This window comes from Trichococcus sp. (assembly GCF_049684335.1).
Taxonomy (GTDB): Bacteria; Bacillota; Bacilli; order Lactobacillales; family Aerococcaceae; genus Trichococcus.
Window position 1 is genome coordinate 173,880 of record NZ_JBAVFV010000012.1, and the last position, 25,165, is coordinate 199,044.

The 25,165-nt window shown below is 50.0% G+C and carries 23 protein-coding genes and 1 tRNA gene; 7 read left to right on the forward strand and 17 right to left on the reverse strand.

The genetic code is table 11. The features are described from left to right. Positions 1-24: 24 nt before the first annotated feature. The 4 genes from WBM30_RS02905 to WBM30_RS02920 form a co-directional block, all read right to left on the reverse strand. The gene (locus WBM30_RS02905; RefSeq protein ID WP_424899289.1) at positions 25-558 is read right to left on the reverse strand and encodes an N-acetyltransferase family protein; all 534 of its coding nucleotides are present in this window, start codon (positions 556-558) and stop codon (positions 25-27) included. 106 nt (positions 559-664) lie between these two features. Beyond that, positions 665-1,165, reverse strand: a complete 501-nt coding sequence (locus WBM30_RS02910) for a GNAT family N-acetyltransferase (RefSeq protein ID WP_272161196.1) — start codon at positions 1,163-1,165, stop codon at positions 665-667. 101 nt (positions 1,166-1,266) lie between these two features. Next, on the reverse strand, positions 1,267-1,767 hold the full coding sequence (locus tag WBM30_RS02915) for a hypothetical protein (protein ID WP_424899290.1): 501 nt from the start codon (positions 1,765-1,767) through the stop codon (positions 1,267-1,269). 199 nt (positions 1,768-1,966) lie between these two features. Next, positions 1,967-4,048 carry an HlyD family efflux transporter periplasmic adaptor subunit gene (locus tag WBM30_RS02920; protein WP_424899291.1) on the reverse strand — a complete coding sequence of 694 codons (2,082 nt, stop codon included), beginning with the start codon at positions 4,046-4,048 and terminating at the stop codon, positions 1,967-1,969. 249 nt (positions 4,049-4,297) lie between these two features. Here WBM30_RS02920 and WBM30_RS02925 point away from each other — a divergent pair, with 249 nt between their 5' ends. The 3 genes from WBM30_RS02925 to WBM30_RS02935 all read left to right on the forward strand — a co-directional run bounded on the left by WBM30_RS02925 (position 4,298) and on the right by WBM30_RS02935 (position 8,568). Further along, on the forward strand, positions 4,298-4,996 hold the full coding sequence (locus WBM30_RS02925; protein ID WP_424899292.1) for an ABC transporter ATP-binding protein: 699 nt from the start codon (positions 4,298-4,300) through the stop codon (positions 4,994-4,996). A 15-nt stretch (positions 4,997-5,011) separates the two neighbouring features. Then, positions 5,012-7,360: an FtsX-like permease family protein gene (locus WBM30_RS02930; protein ID WP_424899293.1), complete on the forward strand. Its 2,349-nt coding sequence runs from the start codon at positions 5,012-5,014 to the stop codon at positions 7,358-7,360. 101 nt (positions 7,361-7,461) lie between these two features. After that, on the forward strand, positions 7,462-8,568 hold the full coding sequence (locus WBM30_RS02935) for a YncE family protein (RefSeq protein ID WP_424899294.1): 1,107 nt from the start codon (positions 7,462-7,464) through the stop codon (positions 8,566-8,568). 100 nt (positions 8,569-8,668) lie between these two features. Here WBM30_RS02935 and WBM30_RS02940 read toward each other — a convergent pair whose 3' ends face one another. Next, entirely contained in the window at positions 8,669-9,601 is a 933-nt protein-coding gene (locus tag WBM30_RS02940) for a LysR family transcriptional regulator (RefSeq protein WP_424899295.1), read from the reverse strand. A 340-nt stretch (positions 9,602-9,941) separates the two neighbouring features. Beyond that, positions 9,942-12,395 (reverse strand): ATP-binding cassette domain-containing protein, encoded by a 2,454-nt coding sequence (locus WBM30_RS02945; protein WP_424899296.1) that lies wholly within the window; start codon positions 12,393-12,395, stop codon positions 9,942-9,944. A 158-nt stretch (positions 12,396-12,553) separates the two neighbouring features. Here WBM30_RS02945 and WBM30_RS02950 point away from each other — a divergent pair, with 158 nt between their 5' ends. Beyond that, the gene (locus WBM30_RS02950; RefSeq protein ID WP_424899297.1) at positions 12,554-13,513 is read left to right on the forward strand and encodes an RluA family pseudouridine synthase; all 960 of its coding nucleotides are present in this window, start codon (positions 12,554-12,556) and stop codon (positions 13,511-13,513) included. Between the two features lie 133 nt (positions 13,514-13,646). On the opposite strand, the gene WBM30_RS02955 is transcribed toward WBM30_RS02950, so the two are convergent. After that, the gene (locus WBM30_RS02955; RefSeq protein WP_424899298.1) at positions 13,647-14,171 is read right to left on the reverse strand and encodes a DUF1456 family protein; all 525 of its coding nucleotides are present in this window, start codon (positions 14,169-14,171) and stop codon (positions 13,647-13,649) included. A 164-nt stretch (positions 14,172-14,335) separates the two neighbouring features. Between WBM30_RS02955 and WBM30_RS02960 the strand changes: the two genes are divergently transcribed. After that, positions 14,336-14,407 (forward strand) — tRNA-Val (locus WBM30_RS02960). A 94-nt stretch (positions 14,408-14,501) separates the two neighbouring features. Here the strand turns inward: WBM30_RS02960 and WBM30_RS02965 are convergent. Both WBM30_RS02965 and WBM30_RS02970 read right to left on the reverse strand, forming a co-directional pair. Continuing rightward, positions 14,502-15,680, reverse strand: coding sequence for a hypothetical protein (locus tag WBM30_RS02965; RefSeq protein ID WP_424899299.1), 1,179 nt, complete (start codon positions 15,678-15,680; stop codon positions 14,502-14,504). 17 nt (positions 15,681-15,697) lie between these two features. Continuing rightward, positions 15,698-16,411: a TraX family protein gene (locus tag WBM30_RS02970; RefSeq protein WP_424899300.1), complete on the reverse strand. Its 714-nt coding sequence runs from the start codon at positions 16,409-16,411 to the stop codon at positions 15,698-15,700. Between the two features lie 304 nt (positions 16,412-16,715). Here WBM30_RS02970 and WBM30_RS02975 point away from each other — a divergent pair, with 304 nt between their 5' ends. Together WBM30_RS02975 and WBM30_RS02980 are read left to right on the forward strand one after the other, a co-directional pair. Beyond that, positions 16,716-17,867, forward strand: a complete 1,152-nt coding sequence (locus WBM30_RS02975) for a pyridoxal-phosphate-dependent aminotransferase family protein (RefSeq protein WP_424899301.1) — start codon at positions 16,716-16,718, stop codon at positions 17,865-17,867. Between the two features lie 11 nt (positions 17,868-17,878). Further along, positions 17,879-18,415: an ECF transporter S component gene (locus WBM30_RS02980; RefSeq protein WP_424899302.1), complete on the forward strand. Its 537-nt coding sequence runs from the start codon at positions 17,879-17,881 to the stop codon at positions 18,413-18,415. A gap of 252 nt (positions 18,416-18,667) precedes the next feature. On the opposite strand, the gene WBM30_RS02985 is transcribed toward WBM30_RS02980, so the two are convergent. The 8 genes from WBM30_RS02985 to WBM30_RS03020 form a co-directional block, all read right to left on the reverse strand. Further along, on the reverse strand, positions 18,668-19,063 hold the full coding sequence (locus WBM30_RS02985; protein ID WP_424899303.1) for a VOC family protein: 396 nt from the start codon (positions 19,061-19,063) through the stop codon (positions 18,668-18,670). Positions 19,064-19,153: 90 nt separating this feature from the next. Beyond that, positions 19,154-19,525 (reverse strand): VOC family protein, encoded by a 372-nt coding sequence (locus WBM30_RS02990; RefSeq protein ID WP_086628848.1) that lies wholly within the window; start codon positions 19,523-19,525, stop codon positions 19,154-19,156. A gap of 412 nt (positions 19,526-19,937) precedes the next feature. Next, the gene (locus WBM30_RS02995) at positions 19,938-21,155 is read right to left on the reverse strand and encodes a voltage-gated chloride channel family protein (protein ID WP_424899304.1); all 1,218 of its coding nucleotides are present in this window, start codon (positions 21,153-21,155) and stop codon (positions 19,938-19,940) included. Positions 21,156-21,415: 260 nt separating this feature from the next. Then, on the reverse strand, positions 21,416-21,547 hold the full coding sequence (locus tag WBM30_RS03000; protein ID WP_255356057.1) for a hypothetical protein: 132 nt from the start codon (positions 21,545-21,547) through the stop codon (positions 21,416-21,418). A gap of 402 nt (positions 21,548-21,949) precedes the next feature. Next, the gene (gene nfsA, locus WBM30_RS03005; RefSeq protein WP_424899305.1) at positions 21,950-22,699 is read right to left on the reverse strand and encodes an oxygen-insensitive NADPH nitroreductase; all 750 of its coding nucleotides are present in this window, start codon (positions 22,697-22,699) and stop codon (positions 21,950-21,952) included. Between the two features lie 209 nt (positions 22,700-22,908). Further along, entirely contained in the window at positions 22,909-23,190 is a 282-nt protein-coding gene (locus tag WBM30_RS03010) for a DUF1232 domain-containing protein (RefSeq protein ID WP_424899306.1), read from the reverse strand. Between the two features lie 153 nt (positions 23,191-23,343). Next, the gene (locus WBM30_RS03015) at positions 23,344-24,324 is read right to left on the reverse strand and encodes an aldo/keto reductase (RefSeq protein ID WP_424899307.1); all 981 of its coding nucleotides are present in this window, start codon (positions 24,322-24,324) and stop codon (positions 23,344-23,346) included. A gap of 19 nt (positions 24,325-24,343) precedes the next feature. Continuing rightward, positions 24,344-25,147, reverse strand: coding sequence for an MBL fold metallo-hydrolase (locus tag WBM30_RS03020; protein WP_424899308.1), 804 nt, complete (start codon positions 25,145-25,147; stop codon positions 24,344-24,346). Positions 25,148-25,165: the final 18 nt, after the last annotated feature.

Here is a 25,165-nt window from a genome sequence, read left to right on the forward strand (position 1 = left end):
CTTCAAAAGATTTCCGCATGGGGGTTATCCTTGAACGGAACTGAGGATCTTTTCCATCCGGATGTCGTCGCGCCATTCGCCTTGGGAATAGGTGAAGTGAGGGATGACGCCTATCTGTGTGAAGCCGGATCTTTCGTACAATCTGATTGCGCCCGCATTGTGGGAAAAGACCCCCAGTTCGATGCGCTGATAGCCGAGCCTCCGGCATTCTTCTTCATACAGGGCCATGACCGTTTTGCCGATGCCCTTACTGCGCCAATCCGGTTCTCCGATATAGATGCCCAGCCAAGCTGTTTTTCCGTCCTTCTTCAGCAGGACAGGAAAGTCGCGGATGATCGACGCGATTCCGACCGGCTTGTCATCTACGCAAATGAAATAATTGCGCTTGTCCGGATTGCTGAGGCTTTCGCGGACGCCCTCTTCCGTCACCAAAGGCAATTCGCTTTCTTCATCATAGTGCGGGGTGATGAACGGTGAAATAGCCGGGTCATTTTCCCAACGGAGTACTGTCTGGATCAATTCCTCGTTCAACGGTAAGTTTTTTATTTGCAGATTCATCCTTTGCTTCGCTCCTTCGGTTTTATCAATCAGATGCTTGATTCCATGCGAAAAGGATTGCACCGCTAGGTCCGGGCGCAATCCTTTTCGCATATCCACAATTATTTTAGAGAACTTTTTCATATGCCCAACGCATATCGCTGATGCTCGTCAGGATGTGACCGCAGTACGCATACCCGGATTTCTGCAGGGCACGCTGCATGCTTTTGTTGTCAGGGTGCGTATCGATACGCATGCTGGAATAGCCTTTTTTACGAGATTCATCCGCAGCCCATTCGACGATTTCCCCAAGAACGCCCTGGCCACGGAATGCGTCTTTGATCGTGATGCGATGGATGACACTGTAAGGATTATCCGTCAGCCATTGGCCCTCGGTGATGACTTTATAGGTAGGGTCCTCACCGTAAAAAAACGCAAAAGTTGCCCCCGGAACGCCATCCCGCAGGTATACATAGCTGTATCCTCCGTTGATATCCTGAAGAATGACTGCTTCGTTCGGATACCCTTTTTGCCATTGATCGATGCCGGACGCCTTTAGAGTGACTTTCGCCTCATTGATGATTTCCATGATTGCGGGCAGATCCGCTGGCGTTGCTTTTCTGATCATGCTTCCACCGCCTTTCATTCTTTTCATTAAAATAAGATTATACCGGAAACACGATTATTTTCATGCATTTTTATTGTTTTCATTCCGAATAATTCCGATTCTTATAAGTTAAACATCTTTCGGTATTGCTGGATATAGGACTGTTTTTGTTTTTTCAGCATATAAAGCGCATTTTTGATCTGATCCGGCTCATCCGCCATATCCAGGTCTTCCTTTTGTTTTTCGATGCCTTCTACTACCGGCTCACAGTAGGCCGCTTCTTTTATTTCATCCAAAATGGCGATGATTTCCTTGCGCATCCTTTCGACACGGGGACCTTCACCTGCTTTTATTTCATCCAGGCTTTCGACGAGTTCCCGGAATGGAAGGTTTCTTCTGACTTTTCCGTCCTTGATGCGAATATATTCTTTTTTGAATTCCGTAACGCCGGGCACCGCCCCGTTCAGTTGGTACCAACCATCGTAGAGGACCCATCCGCCTTCCGGTTCGGCTGGGATGAAGTCCCTTTTTAAAATGTACACTTCGTCCGCCCCGGTAATTTCCGCCACCCAACATTTGCTTTCGCTGTTTGCCGGGCTGAGCTGCAAACCTAACTTCGACATGGTAAAATCCTCTTTCTGATCATTATTTATTAGTGTTGATCCATTCCTCAGGCCGATTGCGCTGCGCCTGATTCCGTTCTTCCATTATACGCTATCTGCATTGTAGTGAAAAGGTATTGTCCGAAGTACGCAAAAGAGCGGAACTCCGGATTTCCGCTCCCCCTGCTCCAAAATACCCGTCCTTCTTGCGGAACGTCCGTCAATCGGCAATATCACTGTCCTTGACCTTCACACCGGATAAAATATCCTTGTTCGGATCAGCAACATATCGTTCCCCTTCAACCAGACCATCCACTACTTCGATGTCATATTCGGTCTCCAGCCCGGTTTCGATGTACCTTTTTTCGACTCTGTTCCCGCTATCCACCACATACACATAGGCTTTTCCCGAGTCTGCTTCGATTTGGACGGCCTCAAAGTTCACGCGCAGGGCACCGAGCCTTTCGACCGTGATGATTTCCGCATCGGCTTCGTAGCCTACCTTGATGTTTTCATCAGGATCGGTGATTGTGACTTTTACCGCAACTTTTGCATCCTGATCTGCGGAGGTCGCGGATTTTTCCGCAGATTGGCCGATTTCCGAGACAACTCCTTCATATTCTTCAGCGACCCCTTTCACCTTAACTTTGACCTTCTGGCCTACGCGCATATTTACGCTGTCAAACTGGCTGACTGCTAGACTGACTATATATTCAGTCGCCCCGTCGATGATGATGGCATCGCCAGCCTTAGGGTATTCGTTCGCCACGACATCCATCTTCGTCACGATGCCGTCGACATTGGCTTTCAGATCGCACTCCTCGATTTTTTTGTTCAAGTAGGCGATATCCGTCTTCAGGAGAGCGATTTGGTCCGCCTGATTGGAAATCCGTTCTTCCGCAGTTGCGGTTGAAAAGGTTGCCGTGGTGTTCAGATTCGAAAGCGCGATGCCCGCGCTCCGGACGGCTTTTTCGCCATCACTGATCGCCTTGACTGCCGCCTCATACTTTACGGCCGCGCCGCTTCTGGCATTCGAGAGGATGATTTCCGCGTTGCGGACAGCGGCTGCACTGTCGCTGACGGCCTTTTCAGCTGCTGCATATTCAAGGGAACCCGCGTTTTCGGCGTTCGAAAGGGCAATTTCCGCGTTGCTCACGGCTGCCTCGCTGTCCGAAACTGCCTTTGCGGCTGCAGCATATTCGGCATCCGCTGCATTTTTGGCATTCGATAACGCGATTTCTGCGCTGCGGACAGCCGTTTCAGCATCGATCACCGCCAATTTCGCCGTATCATGGCCGGCTTGATAGCTCATTTCAGCGCTGTCCAAAGCCAGTTCGGCATTCCATACAGCCGTTTCGGCAGCGACAACAGCCTGCTGCGCCAACTGATAGTCCACGGCATACAGAATCGGATCAGCGTCATACAAAGCTTTGACGATGTCCAGATTCAGTTTTGCACTCTCATAGGTTGTTTTCTCAGTCTCCAATGCACATTGGGCTTCCTTCAGGACATTTTCCAGATCATCCAAATTCTTTTTTGCGATCCAGTAATGCGCCTTTGCATTTTCCAAAGTCAGTTCGGCTTGGCCTACCGCGTTCGCGTTGGCTATTTCGACGTTATGCAGTTTATCCGCTAATGCGGCAACGTTCGATTGGGCACTCTCCAAGACTATTCGAGCTTGGCTCACAGCATTGTCGTAGAGCGTTCCCCGCGCCGATAGATTGGAGTTTGCCGCGGCATAATTAGACTGGGCGTTCTCCAGGGCTATCTTCGCCTGGTTGACTGCATTTGCATTGAGCGTATTGATGTCATCCAGATTCCCTTGCGCCGCACTGTAGTTGGATTGGGCTGTTTCCAGCGCAATCCCCGCTTGACTCACCGCATTCTGTGATGAAGTCTTGTCCATTTCTGCGCTGCTCCCGGAAAGATAAGCCAGCGTTGCCTCTGCATTCGCAAGATTGATGGTCTGCTTATCCAATTGGGTACGATATTCGGTCGAATCGATCCTCGCCAACACTTCGCCTTTCTTGACAGACTGCCCCTCCACCGCCAACACTTCGACAATCTTGGCCACAGGTGAGGGATAAAGGCTGCTCCTGCTGCTCGCTTCGATATCTCCGGTTATCGGCACATACTTCGCCAACTGGCCTTTCCAGGCCGTTTGCAACGCTACTTCCTGGACTTGGGCATTCTGATACCACCAGTAGGCACCCCCTCCTCCAGCCAGCACAGTCAACAGAATAACCGCAGTGACAATGATCGATTTTTTTGATTTGAATATGATAGCTTTTAACTTCCCCATAAAGAAGACCCCCTCGCGCAATTTTCGGATACTCCAGTTGCTTCCGTTATTTCGGTATCTCAATTTTACCATATCGGATGATACTTCTGTTAAGATATTGTTAGCGCATACATATTGATTTTCGGATGTCCTTTCCTTGGGCAGATTCCAGCAGTTTTGCAGAAACAGCAGTATCCTCAATTTTTTGACAAAATTTCCCGACACAAATATACTTGAATTGATTGAAGCGGTTTCAAAGGAGTGTTTGTGATGATTACGATGATCAACGTGACGAAGACTTACAAAAGCGGTGATGTGGAAACGTATGCCCTGAAAGACGTCAATCTCACAATCGAAGAAGGGGAGTTTGTCGTCATCCTCGGCCCCAGCGGCAGCGGCAAGAGCACGCTCCTGAACGTCATCAGCGGCTTGGACACCGTCACTTCGGGTGAGATCACCTTCAGGGGCGAAACGCTGACAAATTTGAATGAAGAGGAGATGACAGCCTTCAGAAGGAAACATCTAGGCTTCATCTTCCAGCAATACAACCTATTACAGAACCTGAACGTCTACGAAAACATCCAGATCGGATCGGATATCGGTACTTCTCCGCTCGACATAGGGGATCTGCTTGAAAAGGTCGGCCTGGAAAAAGCCCGCAACAAATATCCCAGCCAACTCTCTGGCGGGGAGCAGCAACGGGTTTCGATCGTCAGGAGCCTTGCCAAGAATCCCGATATCATCTTCTGCGACGAACCCACCGGCTCGCTGGATGAAGAAAATTCGAAAAAGATTCTGCAGTTGCTGCAGGAGCTGAACGAGGACTACAACAAAACCGTCATCGTCATCACCCATAATCTGGGCATTGCCGAAATGGCGGATAAGGTCATCAAGATGAACTCCGGTCAAATCACGGAAGTCAGCCTCAACGAAGTCAAAAAGAATGCCCAGGACATCTCTTGGGGATAGGGGGAGGTGCGGATCATGCTGCTGAAAAATGTCATCAAAACCTTGCGGAAAAAATGGATGCAGCTGGTTGCCATCGGCTTCATCATCATCCTCAGTTCCGCCACCTACACCATGATGTTCTACGGCCTGAGCGGCATCGAAGAACCGACGGAAGCGTACTTGGCGGATTACAACCAGGAGGATTTTGCCGTTGAGATGTTGAACCGGGTCACGCTGGAAGAGGCGGCTTACCCCATAGCGGCCACGCTGTTGGCCAGAGGCTTCTACTCGCTCAGCGACATCAAAAAAGTCGAGCCTGCCACTTTCTACAAGCTCATGGAAAACAGGATCGCTGACTTTGAAGCGCGCTATCGCGATGTCAGCCTCGAACTGAGGGAATACAAAAAAACGTCCTACACTTACCAAGGGCAGTCGCATAAAGCGCTGCTCGTGAAGGATGGCGAAACAATCAATCTATCCTATATCGAGGAAGGCCGCAAACCCTCGGCCGACAACGAAGTCGCCTTGACAAAAGTCTATGCCGACAAGAACGGCCTCTCCATCGGGGATGCACTTATCATCAAAAATAAAAGCTACCGCGTGACGGGCTTTGTGCTTTTCCCGGATTACACCCTTCCCATGTTCGATGAAACCTTCAACTTGGATACCGGGCTGCAGACACTGTTGCTCATGTCCGATAAAGAATATGAAAACTTCGACGACAAAGAGAGTTTCCGTTTGGCCGGCATGAACTTGACCGGGGAAAGCATAGACACGACCTACGACAAAGATGCGCTGCCTTTCGTCAGCCAGATTGCGGATACGCAGACCAGCATGAGGAGCGGCGCCATCTATGATGAACTCACCCAAGGAAAAGTCATGGCCCTGGGACTCAGTATCTTCATCGCGGCCATCGCCGTCATCATCGTATCGATTCTGATCTACAACCTGCTCCATGCCGAAAGAGGCCAGATTGGCATCCACAAGGCGCTCGGCTACCGCCGTTCGGAAATAGCCCGGCCCTACTTCGTCGCGATGATGGTCTTCGCCGCCCTTATGCTGATCCTGGGTTACTTCATCGGATCGTTCTATTCCGAGCCGTTGAAGAAATTGTATCTGGATTTCTATCTCCTACCCCAAGTCAAGATCGCCCAGAGTTTCACCGTCTTCGCTACTGCGATCCTGGTGCCGCTCCTGTTCTTCTCCTTTGTTTCCTGGATCATCATCTACCGGATCCTCAGCGAGAATGCCTTGGAACTGCTGAAGCCGCATGAGGGCAAGTCGATCAACCGGATCGGCCGGTACCTCAGCCGGGTCCTTTCCAATGCTAAAGGGAGCACAAAATTCAAATATCTGCATGCCATCAAGAGCACCGGCAGCTTCTTCATTTTCTTTCTGGGCATCATGTTCTCGACGATCCTGATGAGCTTTTCCTTCATGATGGGCGGCATGGTCGATCGGATGACTGTCGACTATCTGAATAAGGTCGACTACGAGTATGAGGCCTATCTCGACGTCACAGAAAGACTGCCCGAAACCCGGCCCGGCGACGAAAAATTCCTCATCTATCCCTTCGCCTCGCTGGACGACAACGTTGTATCGCTGCAAGGACTGTCTTCACGAAACAAACTTTACAGCCTGTATGATGAGGAAGGCAATGACATCACCGTAAACATCCAGAACGGTGCCGTGATCACGAAACGGCTCAGCATCAAGCTCGGTGTTGAAGAAGGCGATACCATCCGCCTGGAAGTGAACGACGACACTTTCCCCTTCCTTGTCAAAGGCGTGACCGATGAATACATTTCCGACAAGGTGTACCTGAACATCGAAAAGCTCAGCAATATGTTGTCGGAAAACAGCACTTCGCGCCTTTACAGCGGCATCTATGCCAGCCGAAAGCCGTCCGATGTCTACTACAGCACGATCATCAGCAAGTCCGGGCTCATCGAACAATCGAAGGCGATGTCCAACTACACCCAGTTCATCTCGAACGTCATGATCGGAGGATCCGCAATCATCGCAGCGAGCATCCTGTTCGTACTCACTTCCTTCACCGTCGAAAAAAATTACTATGTGATTTCGTTGCTCAAAGTGATGGGCTATACACGCCGGGAAGTCAATGCGATGATTTTGAACAGCTATTTCTTTTATGCTTTGATTTCCTATCTGATCAGTATTCCCATTGCTTTGGGTATACTTAACCTGATGATGCGGTTCTTCACGGAGGAATACGGCGTCATCCTGCCGCTGCAGTACAGACCTATTTTCCTGCTGGAGACATTGTTGATTTTGATTCTCATTTTCTTCGCCGGCACCTACATAAGCAGGCGGAAAATCGCCAAAATCCCGCTTCAGGAAGTACTCAAATCCTATCAGGAATAAGCGTGGCCGGAAGCTTTTCGTTAGTCGCTTATCCACTCCTGTAGTAATATATTAGAAAAGCTGAACGGCTCATTTAAATATTCAACTCGGGAAGTGATACTGTGGAAAAGAAAAAGAGAGTCATCAGCCTCGCACTGATCGGCTTCATCACGACGGGCGTGGTCACGCTCGGCCTCCTCACAAAGAACGGCAAGATCGAACGGGTGGCTTTTGCTGAAGAAACGAACACAGAAGCCAGCCTCGGCTCATTGGATGAACTAATGGAGGGACTGTCCGACTATCCTGAACTTTACCAAGCGGCTTTTGAAGAGGAAGACGTCGAACTTGGAGAGAACATTTTCATCATCCCGGGAATGGATGCCACTTTGACGCTCCATCATGAACACGAAGAGGAAGAAATCTGCACAACGATGACGCCGCAAGGTTTGGCCGTCAACAAAGATTATCTGTTCATTTCGGCCTATTGCCAGACCAAAGAACACAATTCCGTCATCTATATGTTGGACAAGAAGAGCGGTTCCTTCATCAAGGAAATCGTGTTGTACGGCATCCCGCATGCGGGCGGAATCGCCTTCGACACGAACCACGATCTGCTCTGGGTCACTTCAGAAAAAGACGACACTGCGCAAGTCATCACGCTGTCGTTGGCGGACATCGAAGCCTATGATTTCGCAGCCTCACCGGAACCGATCGCTTACACAGACAACATCGACTTGCCTGAAATCAAACGCGCTTCGACCATCACAGTCCATGGCGATGACCTGTACGTGGCTCATTTCGATGAGGAGGATATAAGCGTCATGCACCGCTACCTGATCTCCACAAAAGAAAATGAGGACGGAAAGGAAGTCCATACGCTCGATATAGGAAAAAGCACGGAAGAAGCCTCTCCTGACGACGTCGACAAAATCGGCAAAGAGATCCAAGGACTGGCTTTTTATCAGGAAAAGCTGATGCTGTCCCGCTCTGCTGGCCGGGAAAAAGACTCAACCCTGCTTTCCTTTGATCGTCTTAAGGAAAATGAAGATTTCACGGACAAAAATGCGAATACCGAAATCACGATGCCTTCCTATATGGAGCAGATTGTCGTGGATGGAAAGCATCTCTACATCCTCTTTGAATCCGGGGCGTATCCTTATCGCGACCACGGCAATCCGAGCATCGATCGCGTGCTGCGGATGAATATCGATAATCTTTTTGCAGAATGACTCCCTATTTTTCGTTTACAATTAACCTGTTTCCTATACAAAAAGGCCATTCACAACGGGAGAACTCGCCTATTGTGGATGGCCTTTTTGTCTATTTGACTCAGTCTTCAGAAGAAGTCAACTCGATGCGTTGATCCCCTTTCAACAGTTCCCTCACGATTTCCATGTAGCGTTTGGAGATTGTGCTGAGCGGCCGCTCTTTTGAATAAATGAAGCCGATGGTGTTTTTTTGATCGACATCCATGGGCACAACGACGATATGATCCTGCGTGTTCGATTTCAGGAGACCGGAACCAACCAAGTACCCATTCGTCACGGACAACAGATTCAATACAGTCGCGCGGTCGCTTGCACTGATCCGCTGAGCATTCTGATCGACCTGAATCGATTCCTCCATCAACTGCAGCGTGCTGTTTTTACTTTGATCGAAGGAAATGACGGGGTACGGATGGAGTTCCTCCTGCCTTATTTTCTTCTTCTTCGCCAACGGATGGAACTCGCTGAGGAATACATGCGGTTGGAACGCGATCAGCGGATCGAATTTCAGATCAAACGCGTCGAGATGCTGCCTGATGACTTTCCCATTGAAGTCGTTCAGATAGATGAAGCCGACTTCGCTGACGGCATCCCGTACGTCTTCCATCACTTTAGAGGTGCTCGTCTCCAGGAAACGGAAATTCAATGATTCGTCTTTCTTTTCCGAAACCAGTCGAGCAAATCCTTCCGAAGCAAAATCATAATGCTGGCTCGAAACGGAAAACAGTCGTCTGTTTTCGGTTGCAAACAAATAACGGTAATCCAATTGGTCCGCTTGGGCCACAATCTGATCGGCAAACTCCAAGAGCATAGCCCCTTCTTTGGTTATTTCGATCCCTTTTTTGGAACGTTCGAAAATCTGGATGCCGTATTCTTCCTCTAAGTCTTTGATGCTTGACGACAGACTGGATTGCGCCATATATAATTGCCTTGCGGCCTCCCGAAAAGTGCCGTATTTCGCCACTGTTATGACATATCGCAATTGTTGCAGATTCATATTATTGCCACCTCGCTCTATTTTCCGATGGGTTCCCATCAATTCCACAAAAAAAGTGCATGCGCGTCAACAAAACACACATGCACGAGTATTCATCATCATTTCAGCGCTTCACTTGGATGCGGATGCACAATCTGCCCCATAATCCCCTTTACAGAACCGGTAAAAACGCCCGGTTGTGGAGATCAAAAGATGATAAGAATATTCCTGCATGTTTCTTACATCCGCACATACAACACATCATCTTCTGCATGGTTCTGCCTCCCCTTCATTTCCTCATCGCTTTCTAATAAGATAGCGATTTTCCCGGCGTATGTCAATCATTTTCACTTTTGCAGATTCAAATGAATTTTCCCGTCACCGAATTTGGGTTTTTCCGGATGTCGGATGGCGTTCCTTCCGCAATGATCCTACCTCCGGCATCCCCGCCTCCCGGACCAAGGTCGATGATCCAATCAGCCGCTCCGATGATCTGTTGATTGTGTTCCACAACGACCACCGTGCTGCCGGAATCGACCATCCGATCCAATAATTTCAGGAACTTTTCCACATCTAGCGGATGCAGGCCGGTAGTCGGCTCATCGATCAGATACAGATTCTTTTTCCCCTGATTTGCGAGGAGTTCCACTGCCAACTTGAGCCGTTGCGCTTCGCCGCCGGATAAAGTCGTTGTCGTCTGGCCAAGCTCGAGGTAGCCGAGACCGACCTCCTGTAGGAGATTCAGGATGGCACTGATTTTGGGCGAATCCGCAAACAGTTCCGCGCCTTCCTCAACCGAAAATCCCAGCACTGCGGTGATCGAATAGCCACGGTAGGTCACGGACAGGACCTCATCCTTGAAGCGTTTGCCCGAACAGACAGGGCAAGGAACTTCCTGATCTTCAAAAAACAACAGGTTGTTTGTGACGACTCCCAACCCTTCGCAATGATCGCAGCGCCCCCCTTTCACATTGAAGGAAAAGTGATTGGCGGTCATTCCCTTTTCGATGGCAGTCTGCTGCCGGCCGAAGATTTTCCGGATTTCCGTATAGGCATCCGAATAGGTCGCGACATTCGAACGCTTCATACGGGTGAGGGGTGCCTGTTCCACAATGACGATCCGGTCGAATGAGCCGGTTCCGCTCACTTGATTTGGTTCCTGCGATTGGTCCTTGTCCCCTTTCGCCAGCACATCGAACACGAGCGTCGATTTTCCGGAACCCGATACACCGGTGACACAAATGAGGCAGCCGACGGGGAAACGGACTGTCAGATTCCGGAGGTTATGCTTGTCAGCTTGGATCACCTCGATGGCATCCCCTGTTCCTTTGCGGAAAAGTTCGCGCGGTTCCGGCTTGCTGTTCAGGTAGGCACCGGTGACGGATGTCGCTTGATCTTTGATTTGCTGTAGCGTTCCCGACGCGATAACTTCGCCCCCGTATTTTCCCGCTCCAGGACCGATATCGATCAGGTAGTCCGCAGCCTCCATGACGGCTGTGTCATGTTCGATGACGAGCACCGTATTGCCTTTATCCCTCAGCGACCGCAGCACAGTCAGCAGCCCTTCGGTATCTTTCGGGTGCAGGCTGATTGTCGGTTCATCCAGGATGTAGATGACACCCGTGAGATCCGAATCGAGGACAGCCGCCAACCGCAGACGCTGCGCTTCCCCTCCTGACAGTGTCATCGCCTGCCTGTCGAGCGACAGATAGCCTAATCCCAACTTCAGGATCCGTTTCAGTTTGGTCTTCAGATCCGCCACATAGACGCCCACCATTAGTTGCTCCGATTGTTTCAGGTTTGCATCAAGTCCGCTGATCCAATCCGTGAGGTTGATCAATGATGACGTAGACAATTCAGGCAAGCGGGTCCCGTTAACCGTCACACTCCTGCTCAGTTTATTCAGTCTTTCCCCATGGCATTCCGGGCAGATAACCGATTCAAAGTAGGCTTCCCTGAGTTTGGAGGCCCCTTTTTGATCCGCCATTCTGCGCCAAAGGTTCGGCAACACCCCTTCAAAGCGGCCTTCCGCTACCGTACGGGCCACAGGTACAGCCGGGTATAGCCGGCGCACCGCTTCACTTTCGGCCCCCTGCAGCAACAGCACGCGCTGTGCCGGCGTAAAGTCCTTCACGGGCACATTTGTTTTCAGCGGAATCCCGTAATGCTCACTAGCGGCAACCAGCGACTCTAGCTGGTAATCCCGGTAGCGTTTTCCCCAAAAAAAGACCGCGCCCTCATCTAGCGCCAGCTCTTCATGGAGCACCCGCTTCTCATCGATCGTCAGCACTTCCCCCATACCCTGGCAATTTGCGCAGGCGCCTTCTCGGGTGTTGTAGGAAAAATGGGTGCGGGTCAGCTTCTCCATCCGCTGATCGCAATGGGGACAATACTGGAACACCTTGAAGTCATCGGCGGTCTTTTCGGTTTCCTCGCGGCACTCTGCCGAACTGAATTCCTTCCCGCAAGCCGGGCAGTCCCTCGTGCTCAACTTCTCGAACAGCATCCGCAGATCGGTATAGATGTCCGTGACCGTTCCCACAGTCGAACGCGGATTTTTATTGTAGGCTTGCTGCTGGATTTGGATAGCGGGAGACACATTGCGGATCGCATCGATGTTCGGTTTGCGGATCCCTTGGTAGCCGATCGCCTCCAGATATTGGCGCTGGCATTCCTGATAGAGCACATCCATCGCCAGCGTCGTTTTCCCTGAACCGGATACCCCTGTGAGGACGATCCATTTGTTCCGGGGCAAATCCACGGTTATATTCTTCAGATTCCCTTCCTTGGCGCCGATGATGCTGATATGGTCCATGATTGCTCCCTCGCTTCCTTTTGCTTCTTCTGTCCCAATTATATGCCACTTGCTGCGTTTTTGTCCTGATTATGCGGGATGGATGCTCTGTTTTCTGTTATACTTCAGAAGAGACGACCGCGATACTCAGGCGGCGAACAGAGTCAGGAGCGAACGATATGAAAAAAACAAACCAGCAAAGACCCATCAATAATAAACGCAATCGTCAGGACAAGGCTGCAGAACCCCAAAAAACCCCGTCCACAAAAGGGGTTACGCAATACCCCGTGACCGAACCGAGCGAATTGTTGCCCTTTTTGCTGCAGATCCTCAGCAAACAAAGCCGAAATTCGGTCAAATCGATCCTTACCCGCGGACAAGTGACGGTCGACGGCAAGGCCACCACCAAACACAACCACCCTTTGGAGCCCGGACAGACTGTCGGAATTTTGGCAAACAAGGAAGCCATCAAAAAAACATCCCTATCAGGCCTCAAAATCCTGTTTGAGGATGAATCGATCATCGTGATCAATAAGGATGCCGGCCTGTTATCGATGGCAACCGACGATCCAAAAGAACCGACCGCTTATCGCCAATTGAGCCACTACGTCAAAGAAGACAACAAAGCGAACCGGATATTTGTCGTGCACCGTCTGGACCGGGATACCTCCGGCGTCATGCTGTTCGCAAAATCCGAAGAGCTGAAAGAGAAGCTGCAAAATGGTTGGAAGGAGCTCGTCAAAGAACGCATCTATACCGCTCTTGTCGAGGGCGAGATCAAGAATGAGGCCGGCACCATCTCCTCATGGCTGACCGAGAGCAAAGCCATGAAGGTCCATTCCAGTCCGAAAGACAACGGCGGCCAACATGCCGTGACCCATTACCGCAAGATCCGAGCAAACAAAGAATATTCGCTCTTGGAGGTGCAATTGGAGACCGGCCGGAAGAACCAGATCCGCGTCCACATGGAATCCTTGGGCCATTCGGTTGCCGGAGACAAGAAATACGGTGCCCACACCAATCCCATGAAACGCTTAGGACTGCACGCTACCACACTCGCATTCATCCATCCTGCAACCGGCGAACTCGTCCGCTTCAGCGCACCGGTGCCGAAAGCTTTCCTGTTGTATTCGAAATGACACCAAGCAAAAAGAGCTATCCACAGGGAAGCTCTTTTTGCTTGGTGTTGAGTGCGAATGGCTATGGGGACCCACGGGAATAACCCGCCAACGCCGCCGAACGCGTCAGACGGATTTTATGCTCAAGTCAAGCTTATCCGCGGTAGCGAAGCGCCAACCCTTTCAGGAAATTCCGTGCGTAGCGGTCGCCGCAAGGCTTGTAATTGCGGTGCCCTTCTTTGCGGAAAACAGCGCTCAATTCGCTCTTTGACAAGGTGACGCCTGCCGATTCGAGGATTTCAAGCATGTCTTCGGTCGTAAAATTCAGCGCTATTTTGACTTTCTTCAGCATCAAATTGTTGACGTTCCCGTTATTCAATACAAATTTCGGCTTTGTTTCCGTTTCGCCAGGCTTCGCTTGCGGTTTACCACGTTGGGAAGTTATGAGTCCGTTCAAGAACGATTCCAGTGTCGCATTGTCGCATAACAGTTGCTCATCGCCTGAAGCTGCTCCTGCCTCACTAACCTCCGTTGCTTCATCTTTTTTCGATTTCAGCAACATCTTTTGTACTGCTTCCTTCGTCAATTCGAGCCCGCCTAAGCGGAACACTTCCACCATATCCGCATCTTTGATGTCCAGCGCATAGCGCAAGCGGATCAATATATCATTGTTGTCCATAATTAGCCTCCAAATTTCCCTTTTCAATTATCCTTTTCCAGTATACCTTGTTGTCTGATGGAATGCATGCCTTATTCGTTCCTCATTTTTTTTAATTTCCCTCTTCACTTATCACGCAAATATGTTATAATCAAATACACGAGCAGGTGATTCATCTGTCTATCGGTTCCTTAGCTCAGCGGGAGAGCACTACCTTGACATGGTAGGGGTCGCTGGTTCAATCCCAGTAGGGACCATCAAGATTCAGCACATTATAGTAAGTAAAGAGGCACAATCGAAAAAAATTCGATTGTGCCTCTTTTTATGTTCATTTCTGTCATTGCCTATTCATCATTCGGCCGCTTCCGGTGCCTCGCTCATCGTTGCATCCAAAACGTATTCGCCTTTACTGCTGTTCCCCTCGGTGGCGAAACGCGCATCGAGATCATTGAAATGCCACCATTCCGAAGCCAACGGAGTAAGGCCGGCATCCGTGCTATAGCGCTGCAGGAGGATGGCTGCCTCATTCATCGTATCAGCCAAGGTGGCTTGGAGCCAAGCGGTCGGCGAGCTGGATTTGACCGGTCCGGTGAACGTAGCCGAGGCCATGCTCAATTCATGGATGGCTGTCGGCATCGTATATTCCGTGTAGCCCGTTACGGCGGTCGCGGCATAATCGCCGATGACGATTTCCTGCTGTTCCGTTATTTTCGCCAGAGTGACATCGATAGCATAACCCATCTGATGATTCGAAACGTTTGTCGCAATGAACCAGTTGGTGTCCCAAGGATGGGTATTGATTCCAGCCATCACTTCAGGATCTTCTGCAGCTAGATTCGTCAAAGCAGCCACCGTCATCTGTTGGACGGAATAAGGACGATACCCCTCATAGATGACCAATGTGTTTCCCTCCGCTAAGGCGACTTGTTGCGCTAAATTGATTTTCTTTGACATGCTGTAAAGCACCGGCACGATATCGGATACCTTACCCAGACGCATATTGTATGCTTTCCCGTCATAAAGCGCCACTCCTGTTATGCCAGGGATCGTTTTTCCGGAAGAAATGAACTTGGATGCGTACGTGTTGGTATTATCATAAATGATGGAAGGGATCACGTCCGGAATATTGATGAAACAATAAAGATGTTGCACCCATCCTGATTCAGCCGCGGTCTGGATATACCACCAATCGCCCACTTCCTCCACCACCTCAAAAGCGGTTCCCGCTTCCAAGGCCGAAATCGTCTCGGACTCGGTATCAGCACTCACCTTCAGGTCCATCAGTACCGAGGCATAGCCAGTCGCCCCGTTGACGGGAAGTTCCAGGTCCCCTTCATACACCAACGGCTCCGGCTCTTCCGGCTGAACCACCGCTGCGTCTTCTGAAGTCACCGCTTCGATAGCCGAATTCGCCGAAGCTCTCTCCGACTCCTCCGTTTCCGTCTGTTCATCCGAGCCGGAGCAAGCTGACAGCACCACTGCGATCAGGATGCCGATGACAGTGTAGCGCCAATTTCTGTTGATTCTCATTTATCTTCCTTCCTCCATTACGCAGATACGATCATTTTCACGAGTTCCAACAGCAACAGATGGAACGGATAGAAAGCATAGAAACCCCATTTCATAACGTTGGATTTCTTCCCTTGACGGCCTTTGTAGAACAGCAACAGCGGCACCGCCAGAAAAATACCGATTTGGTAAGATTGCGTCCACCCGATGTTGCTGATGGAAGGGATAATGTGCAATAAAATTCCTATCACTGCAAAGCTCATCAGTTGTTTTTCGGTTTGCCCCCTGAATAATCCGAAAAACAGGATCCATAAGACCGCTACATAATTCCAATCAGCCGGGACCGCCAACAGACAGCACAGCAAAACAATTATTGCTTTAAGCGGAAGGGACCAGTCCTCCCGTTTTGCCGCTGCCAATGCCACCAACCCCAGCGCCAATCCCCATATGACGCTCGTGGCTTGCCACCACGGGAGTCCGAAATACCAGACATACGGAAAATGCGAAACTGCGGCAAACATTACTAACCGCACGATATATTTTTTCAGATTGGATGTGTAATGATACCCTTCCGCAATCATATAGCACATGATTGGGGCAGCAATCCGCCCCGCTATCCGCAGCACCACACCTTCGAAGCTGTCCTGCGGCACAAATACGGCAAAGATATGATCGAAAAACATTGCGAATATGGCAAGGTTCTTCAACGTATAGGATGATAGGTCTTTTTGAATCTCGCTAATGCCTTGCATCGGAGTGCTCCTAACTGTACTTGGTTTCGCAGCGTTTGCTGTAAGCTGATCGACAGGCCTGTGTGCCTGTCCTTTCCCACAGTATAGGCTTCCGGGAGTCCGCCAATCCCCGAAAAAAAGGAAGATATTTGCGGGAAAACTTACGTAATCCAAAATTGGATGCGTTCACATTAGCAAAACGCATGTGAGAAGCCATTCCGGACCAAATTGGACCCCTCATTTTATGTCGGATTGGACGGTTTCATAGTCGTTTTCATTTGCTAAAATTATCAGCAATATACGAAACGACAAGGAGGATTTCCTGATGAGATACAAACCGAATTACGCCCCGGGTCCGACAGATGTGCGCGAAAACGTGCGATTGGCCCGTGCAAAAAGAACCAACAACAGCGACTTTGACAAAACGTTCGTCCGCTATTACCGTGAGGTCAGCCAAAAAATGGGGCAAGTCATGGGCACCACGAATGAGGTCCTGCTGCTTGTCGGTGAAGGGATCCTGGCTCTCGAGGCCGCTTGTGCGAGCTTGACGGAGCCCGGCGACCGCGTGCTCGTGCTGGACAACGGCATCTATGGCGAAGGATTCAAGGATTTCGTCAGCATCTACGGCGGCGTACCGGTCGTCCTGAGTTTCGATCACCGCGGCGGTATCCCTGCAGAAGCGGTCCGCGCTTATCTGGAGAAGGATTCCGACTTCAAATATGCCACCCTGGTCCATTGCGACACGCCGACATCGGTACTGAACAACGTAGCCGAGCTTTGTCCGTTGTTGAAGGAATATGGCATTCTGACGGTGGTCGATTCCGTCGCAGGAATGGTCGGCGAGCCGATCAACGTTGATGCAAACCGAATCGACATTTGCTGCGGCGGGACCCAAAAAGCCATTTCTGCGCCGGTAGGACTGGCCATCGTTTCCGTCAGTGAAGACGCCCAAAAAGCGATGGACAATCGCAAAACGCCTATCGCTTCCTTCTATGCCAATCTGCAGGTCTTCAAAGGCTACGCGGAAAAAGAATACTTGCCTTACACGACTTCTGCGGGCGATGTCGCAGCGCTCGATGCCGCTTTGGACAACATCCTCGAGGAAGGCATCGAGGCAGTCTACGCACGCCATGACCGGATCGCTTCCGCAGTGCGCGGAGCAGCCCAAGCGTACGGATTGGATTTGTTCCTGGATTCCGACCGTTCCAACACCGTCACTGCCATCCGGATACCGGATGAGATTGGCGCCCTGCGTCTCCAGGACCACCTCAGCGAAAACTACGATCTGCTTGTCGCTACTTCGTTGGCGCAATATGCAGATGTGATCCTGCGCATCGGCCATATGGGCGAAAATGCCTTCATCGACAAACTTGTCTATGTTTTGGCCATCATCGACAATGGTCTGCAAGATCTAGGGTTTGCAGGAAAAGGCGATTTGGCTCAGCTATTCATCGAAAGCTATAAAGAAAACAATTAGGAGGTTTCACTATGCAAAAAGCACAAGGTTATTCAAACACACGCACTTATGATTTGGTTTTGACGGCAATCCTGATTGCCCTCGTATTTGTTGCGACGGTCTTCCTGAACATCAAATTGCCTATCACGGCAAACGGCGGCTTGATCCACCTCGGCACTGCGATGCTCTTCCTCGCTTCCATCCTTTTCGGGCCGAAAAAAGGCGCCATCGCCGGAGCGGTCGGCATGGCTATCTTCGATCTCATGGCTGGCTGGGTTCTGTGGGCTCCCTTCACGTTGGTTACCCGCGGCTTGCAAGGCTATCTGGTCGGTAAATTGGCCTGGTCGAAAGGCCGCCAAGGGGACAGCTTTGCTGTGAATCTTTTGGCCACGCTGCTTTCGGTTCCCATCATGCTGGTCGGTTATTATCTGTGCGAATGGATCCTGTACGGCAATGCCATCACACCGTTAGCTTCGATTCCCGGCAACCTCGTCCAGAACGCGGTCGGAATCGCCATTTCCTTGCCGCTGTCGGCAATCCTGAAAAAGATGAACATCACTGCAAGATAATGAATTGAAAAGGAAGGCTCTATCTCATCCCGAGACAGAGCCTTCCTTTTTTGTAATAGTCCTCGGGATGTCCGATTCTTTCTGGTTATCGGACATCGGATCACCGCGACGTGCTCTGCTTGTCCGATTCTTCCGCATTATCGGACATCGTTTGATATGCCTGTGCCTGCAACACGAAAAGACTGTCCATAAAGAGACAGCCTTCCGTTTTTTGTTATGCTATTTGATAATCATCGGCCTATTATGAGGCTGCTACTTTGCGTTCAGGTCCGGCTGATGGATTCCGAACAGATTCCCTTCCGTATCGAAGTAGTACCCTTGCCAGGCCATCCCGGTCAGCGCATTCTTCGGCATCGCGACTTTGCCGCCATTCTCTAGGATCAGCGCTTCTGTTGCATCGTAATCTTCGGTTCCCATCGTGCACACAAAGGCGTTCTGAGCTTGATTTGTTTCAGGCGTAGCACTTTGGCGTTGCATCAAAGCGCCGTTGATGCCCGGTTCGCTAGCATCCCCTGTGATCGCCCCGAAATAAGGCGCACCTACATAAGCGGTCCAATCTTCGAACGTCCATCCGAAAACATCACCATAGAAAAGCTTTGCCCTTTCCATATTGTCAACGTGAATCTCAAAATGAATGACTCTTCCCATAACGCGATGACCTCCTATTTTTCGCAAATCAGTTGCTGCGGATAGCTCTTGTAGCGTGCAATTGGCAAAATCGTTCGTTCGAAAGGAAAATTATCTGTGCTGGTCGACGAGGATCGGATTGCCGTCAGGATCCTCAATGACGAAGCTTCCTGGCCCTTTAGTATCCGGATCGGCTTCCGAAACAAAAGTGATGCCCTTTTCCCGCAATTCTTCCTGTAGCTGGCGGACATCCTTGAACGGATTCACTTCTTCCGCGTCGCTGTTCCAACCGGGATTGAACGTCAGCATATTTTTCTCGAACATGCCCTGGAACAGCCCGATGATGCAGTCCTCGTTCTTCATGATCAGCCAATTCTGGTCGATGTCCCCGCCGAATGTGCTGAAGCCCAACTTTTCGTAAAATGCCTTTGATGCATGTATGTCCTTTACCGTCAAACTGAGGGAAAATGCTCCGATGCCCATGCTTATTCTCCGTTCTATTTGGAATTTTGTCGCTTCTGATCCGGATGATACTGAAGAACATCTCTTCATAAACCATTATAATTTCGTCGTATGCGAAAAGCTAATTTTAGCGGATCACCCGAATTTTTCAGAATCGACATTGCGTGCGCGAAATGACCGATTATATTTGATTGTAGGCTGCGCCGGCCAGATGCCCGTATTGACGAATATAGTACCTGTATTCGTCAATTTTTCCTTTCGCTAGGCCCAAATTGTCGAATGATTTTGTATATGGTCAATTTTGCCCTCCACATTCGCCGGATGCCAGGATTACCATACCGGCAAACCCATTCGTAGCCAACACAGAAAAGGCTGCCTCAGTTAGAGACAGCCCGATTCGAAAGTATACGTTACCCTTATTAACTCAGAATAACTATTGTAAATAATCGCTCTTGGCTTTTTCCTGCGCATAGATGGAATACCCGCTGTTGAACACGTAGGCGACCGACACGATTGCAAAAAAATACGGCAAGGTGTCATAGCCGAAGACTTCGACGCCAATAAACACTGGCGCGATGAAGGTGTTCGTCGCGGATGCGAAAACACTTGCGTATCCCAAGGCAGCCACAAATTCCGGCGGCAAGCCGAACACCGGTGCCAGCCAATAGCCCAAGCTTGCTCCGATTGAGAACAACGGCGTGACTTCCCCGCCTTGGAATCCCGCTGCCAGAGTCACGATCGTCAACACCAGCTTCAAGGCCCAGTCGTAACCGTAGATCGTGCCCTCATCGAAACTGGCGCTGATCAGATTGGTGCCCAAGCCCGAATAGCGCCCCATATGCAACGCGAACATCGCGATGGTCAGCAGAACGCCCACCACGAAAATCCTTCGATAAGGATCAGCTATCTTTTGCGCCATCCAGCCTTTCGTGTTCTTCAACAGCTTGGCGAACAAGCCGCCCACAGCTCCGAAGACGATGCCCAAGAGGACAACCTTGCCAGCAAAAAGCAAATCGATCGGGACAGCCACATTCAAGTCCACCGAAAATTTTTCCAAACCGAGGAAATGTGAGGTATAGGATGCCACAAAAGCACTTAGCGCTGCCGGGAAAAGCGCGCGGTATTCGATCATGCCGACCATCAGCACTTCCAAGGCGAAAAAGGTCGCCGCAATCGGTGTCTGGAACAAGCCCGCGAAACCGGCCGCCATCCCGGCAACCAACAGGATTTTTTTCGAATCTTGGAAAGGGAGCTTCTTGCCGAACGTATGGCCGACTGTCGCGCCGATCTGCACGGCCACGCCCTCACGGCCGGCGCTGCCGCCGAAAAGGTGGGTCAGCCACGTGCCGCCGATGACAAGTGGAACGAGACGTTTCGGTATCTCTTCATCCTGCCTGTTCCCCGCTGAAAAAATCAATCCCATCCCCTTGCTGCTGTTTTTACCGAATTTTTGGTAGACATAGACGATTGCCAAACCGGCGATTGCGAGGAATGGCAATAATAATGCGATGTGCTGCTGGCGGAATTGCGTAATCAGAATGAGGCCTTCGCCAAACAAGGCATCCAAAGCCCCCACCAGTATGCCCATCAGAATTGCCGAAATTCCGTAAAAGAGTATTTCTTGATAAACCGCTGCTTTCTTTTGATCCATTGTTATATTCCTTCTTTAATCTGACATTTTTCACTTAGCCTCTTAAGGGGCTTCTTCCAATGATGATACCACGAAACCGATAGGAATATCTGGAAGTTATTGTCTGAATTGAACGCAACATTTGGATATAGGAAGCCAAATATTTCATGAAACGAAACCAGGTCAAAAAAAGCTCGGAAGCCGCTTCCTCATCAATTGTGAGTCAGGGATTCCGAGCTTTTTGATTTGCGGCTCCCCGTTCATGGGGAACCGTTTAGACCTTATTTGCCGCTTGTCTGCGCTTGTTTTTTCTTCAAACGCTCTTGTTTGCGCATGTCGATCTCTTTGTAATACGCTTCCCATGATATTTCAATAGTCACGTTCTGCGAATTCGTATAGACGATGTTCTTCATATATTTCTTGCTCCTTCTTTAGCGTAACCATATGCGTACGCTACTATCTTTCAACCTCCTCATATCCTTTTTTTCTGTATTTAGAGAAATCAAAAAGGCACTCAATCGAGTACCTTTCCGTCTCTACTTATTATAATAAGAAAGAAAAAGGTATTCCTGTACAGGAATCGCGGCTTTTTCACTATCAAATCTAAATCTTGGAAATTCATGTTGCGGGCACCACAGTGTGGCGCTACATAATAAATTTAACTTCGCTTATTTTTGGTTCTGTTTGCCTGCAGCATCCGCTGCAGAATAGAGAAAAGCCATGGTTCCATACATATCAGTTGCATATGTTCTTGGACGTTGAAAGGTAACTATAACACGAATATCCGTTCGATGCAAGTGGAAAGTTTTATTGAATCAGTTCTTGTTCATCCCTTGCTTTTCGACGAAGTCATGCATGTACATGCGTTGCGGATGGGAGAGCATCTCTGCCATCTGTCCGGTCCATGTGTCGCAGCGTTCGCCTTCAGTCCGCTCTCGATAGTACTCTTGGATCTCTCCATTGTACTGCTTCAGTTGTTCTTTATAGGCTGCATTATCCTGTTGATACTCATTTTCATGATAAATATGCTCGAAAGGCAAACGCGGCTTCTGGTCATTGACGCTGGCCGGATAACCAACCGCCAGGCCGAAGAGCGGCAGCACTTTATCGGGAATCTTCAGGAGTTCGCTGACTTTTTCAAGGTCATTCCGTAAGCCGCCGACATAACAGATTCCGAGACCCATCGCTTCGGCCGCCAAAGCTGCATTCTGGGCAGCAAGGGCCGCATCAACTACGCTGACCATGAATTTTTCAGTGCTTTCAAGCGAGGCTGCAACGTCCTTCCCTTCCATCTTACCAATCACATCGTGGCGATGCAGATCAGCGCAAAACACAAAAAAATGACCATTCTCGGCAACGAAATGCTGGTTGCGCGCGATTTTTGCCAATTCGCGTTTTTTGTCGGGGTCGGTCACTCCGATGATGGAGTAAGCCTGCACAAAACTCGATGTGGAAGCAGCTTGGGCGCTGCGGACGATCGTTTCTATTTGTTCAGGGCTCAAAGGCCTGTCTTCAAAATCCCTTACCGTGCGGTGCGCCAGGATGCGCTCGATTGTTTCATTCATCTGTTTTCCTCACCTTCATAATAGCTTACATTGTATCCATATACCCATTCTAAAGGATTCCAAAATCCGCGTCCATCCATACGGATCAGCGCCTCTGTATTCAGAGCATAAAAAAAGTCCCGCTCCTTCGCCGCATAAGCTGGGAGTGGGACTGTATCATTCAAAGCATTGAAGTTGAAATCCAATTGGCTGAATGGTTTTGCTGGAGATTATATTTTTTTTGCTTCTTTGATAGGGCGTTCGTTTTCTTCAATCGCTCCGTCGCTCAATAATTTTTCAGCGACCAAAAACAGGATCGGCAACAGCACATCATCCGCATAACCTGCCATCGGGATAAAATCCGGGATGATGTCGATCGGACTGATGATATAAAGAATGATCCCCAACACCAGCCATTTTTTCTTGCCGTCGACTTTGGAATCGAACAGAGAAAGAACAAGAGACTTAACTTTGCTAAAAGGTGTCAGACTGATTTTCTTTTTTACTTTCATTTTGCATTTTCCTTTGCTGATTGATTTGGACAACCACGCTTAGCATAATACCTTGTATCCTTATTATGTTTGGTTATCGTGGACAAAGTATACTGCTTATTTAAAGTATATGAATCAGTCTCAAGGATGATTTTTCAAGTCTGCCGGCACGCCTCAGCTGTGTCCGATTATCAAATGCGGGACATACGGTTTTTCCAAAAAAGCGACTTCGTCATCGGTCAGCCTGACCGCCACAGCATCCACCGGTCTGTCCAGATGCTCAAGCTTGGTGGCCCCTATGATGGGCGCTACGACCGGTTCCTTCTGCAGAAGCCAAGCCAAGGCGATCTCGACGCGCGAAACACCTCTATCGGCTGCTATCTGAGCCAACCGTTCGACGATGATCCGGTCCTTATCGGCAGTGGCCTCGTACTTCGAACGCGCCACACTATCCATTTCCATCCGTTTGGACGTCTCCGACCAGTCGCGCGTCAGACGGCCGGATGCCATCGGACTGTACGGGGTCACAGCGATTTTTTCGTCCCGGCAAAGCGGCAGCATTTCCCGTTCCTCTTCACGGTAAAGCAGGTTCAGATGGTCCTGCATCGACACGAAGCGCGTCCAGCCATTCTTTTCCGCAACGTGCAGGGCTTTTTGGAACTGCCACGCATACATCGCGGAAGCCCCGATGTAACGGGCTTTCCCTGATTTCACCACATCATGCAGGGCTTCCATCGTTTCCTCGATTGGTGTATTGTAGTCCCAGCGGTGGATGATGTAGAGGTCCACATAATCCATATCCAGGCGCTTCAGGCTATGGTCGATTTCGCTCAGGATGGACTTGCGGGACAGCCCGGAACCGTTCGGGCCCTCGTGCATCTTGCCGTGGACTTTCGTCGCGATGACCACTTCGTCACGCTTCGCAAAGTCCTTGATGGCACGTCCGAGGATCTCCTCGCTTCTACCCAAGGAATAGACATTGGCAGTGTCAAAGAAATTGATGCCCAACTCCAAGGCGCGTTTTATGATCGGTCTGCTTTCCTCTTCCTTCAGCGCCCATTTGTGCAGCCACGTATCCGGATCCCCGAAACTCATGCAGCCCAAACAGATCCGGGATACATCCATCCCTGTGTTGCCGAATTTTACATATTCCATAACTATGCTCCTCCTTTGATTACCCTTTTCTCAGACTGAATGGCTGCCCTGGAGCATAAGCATGGATCCTTTCCGGATTAACCACCCGGTCGTACAAGGATTGCGGATCAGCGTTGAACACGTTCAGATCAGGCGCATCAACCGTTCCCCAATGGCAAAGAATCAGATGCGCTTCTGGATAGGTGTTCGCCATTTGGATGGCCCCTTCCAATCCGATATGCCACTCGTTGTCGGAAAAGTCAAAGAGGATCGCATCCGGCTGAGGCATCTCCAGGTGCTCCTTCATCAACCGGGAATCACCCGGTGCCCAGATGATCCCATCCGGCGTCTCGATCCAAAAGCCGCAGTAATCCTCCAACCGGAATACCCGGTAGTTATATTTGGCTTTTTCATTCTGCCAGGCATGGTCCGCCGGCGTAAGCGTTATTTTTGCAGGACCGACTTCGAAGCTGTCGCCGATATCATGACCGTTTGCCGGAAACCCTTCCGCCTGCATCAGTTCGGCCACATAATGCGGCCCGTGGAATGCCTTGGAGACATGCTCCATCGCGTGCAGCGATGGCACGCTGTAATGGTCATTGTCGCAGTGCGTAATCAAGACCGCATCCAGATGCGGGATGTTTTCAGGCGCGATCGGCATGTCGATCAAAAGCGGCATATCGAAGTCCTTCAGCATCGGATCCATCATGATGCAGGTGCCGCGGGTGTTCACGAACATCCCACCACTGCCCAGCCATCGGACTTCCGTGTGATTAATCGGTTGGAAGGCTTCTTCTCCAAATAATACGGTAGGTGGTGGAACGGCTTGTTTGCGTGTTGCCATTTTAATTTCCTCCTTCTG

Coding starts and splice junctions, on each gene's coding strand:
- WBM30_RS02980 (WP_424899302.1), top strand. CDS start 17,879: ATGCAAAAAGCACAAGGTTATTCAAACACACGCACTTATGATTTGGTT.
- nfsA (WP_424899305.1), bottom strand. CDS start 22,699: ATGAATGAAACAATCGAGCGCATCCTGGCGCACCGCACGGTAAGGGAT.
- WBM30_RS02955 (WP_424899298.1), bottom strand. CDS start 14,171: ATGGACAACAATGATATATTGATCCGCTTGCGCTATGCGCTGGACATC.
- WBM30_RS02995 (WP_424899304.1), bottom strand. CDS start 21,155: ATGGATCAAAAGAAAGCAGCGGTTTATCAAGAAATACTCTTTTACGGA.
- WBM30_RS02965 (WP_424899299.1), bottom strand. CDS start 15,680: ATGAGAATCAACAGAAATTGGCGCTACACTGTCATCGGCATCCTGATC.
- WBM30_RS02925 (WP_424899292.1), top strand. CDS start 4,298: ATGATTACGATGATCAACGTGACGAAGACTTACAAAAGCGGTGATGTG.
- WBM30_RS02940 (WP_424899295.1), bottom strand. CDS start 9,601: ATGAATCTGCAACAATTGCGATATGTCATAACAGTGGCGAAATACGGC.
- WBM30_RS02950 (WP_424899297.1), top strand. CDS start 12,554: ATGAAAAAAACAAACCAGCAAAGACCCATCAATAATAAACGCAATCGT.
- WBM30_RS02930 (WP_424899293.1), top strand. CDS start 5,012: ATGCTGCTGAAAAATGTCATCAAAACCTTGCGGAAAAAATGGATGCAG.
- WBM30_RS02985 (WP_424899303.1), bottom strand. CDS start 19,063: ATGGGAAGAGTCATTCATTTTGAGATTCACGTTGACAATATGGAAAGG.
- WBM30_RS02915 (WP_424899290.1), bottom strand. CDS start 1,767: ATGTCGAAGTTAGGTTTGCAGCTCAGCCCGGCAAACAGCGAAAGCAAA.
- WBM30_RS02910 (WP_272161196.1), bottom strand. CDS start 1,165: ATGATCAGAAAAGCAACGCCAGCGGATCTGCCCGCAATCATGGAAATC.
- WBM30_RS02975 (WP_424899301.1), top strand. CDS start 16,716: ATGAGATACAAACCGAATTACGCCCCGGGTCCGACAGATGTGCGCGAA.
- WBM30_RS02990 (WP_086628848.1), bottom strand. CDS start 19,525: ATGGGCATCGGAGCATTTTCCCTCAGTTTGACGGTAAAGGACATACAT.
- WBM30_RS02945 (WP_424899296.1), bottom strand. CDS start 12,395: ATGGACCATATCAGCATCATCGGCGCCAAGGAAGGGAATCTGAAGAAT.
- WBM30_RS03020 (WP_424899308.1), bottom strand. CDS start 25,147: ATGGCAACACGCAAACAAGCCGTTCCACCACCTACCGTATTATTTGGA.
- WBM30_RS03010 (WP_424899306.1), bottom strand. CDS start 23,190: ATGAAAGTAAAAAAGAAAATCAGTCTGACACCTTTTAGCAAAGTTAAG.
- WBM30_RS03015 (WP_424899307.1), bottom strand. CDS start 24,324: ATGGAATATGTAAAATTCGGCAACACAGGGATGGATGTATCCCGGATC.
- WBM30_RS02905 (WP_424899289.1), bottom strand. CDS start 558: ATGAATCTGCAAATAAAAAACTTACCGTTGAACGAGGAATTGATCCAG.
- WBM30_RS03000 (WP_255356057.1), bottom strand. CDS start 21,547: ATGAAGAACATCGTCTATACGAATTCGCAGAACGTGACTATTGAAATA.
- WBM30_RS02920 (WP_424899291.1), bottom strand. CDS start 4,048: ATGGGGAAGTTAAAAGCTATCATATTCAAATCAAAAAAATCGATCATT.
- WBM30_RS02970 (WP_424899300.1), bottom strand. CDS start 16,411: ATGCAAGGCATTAGCGAGATTCAAAAAGACCTATCATCCTATACGTTG.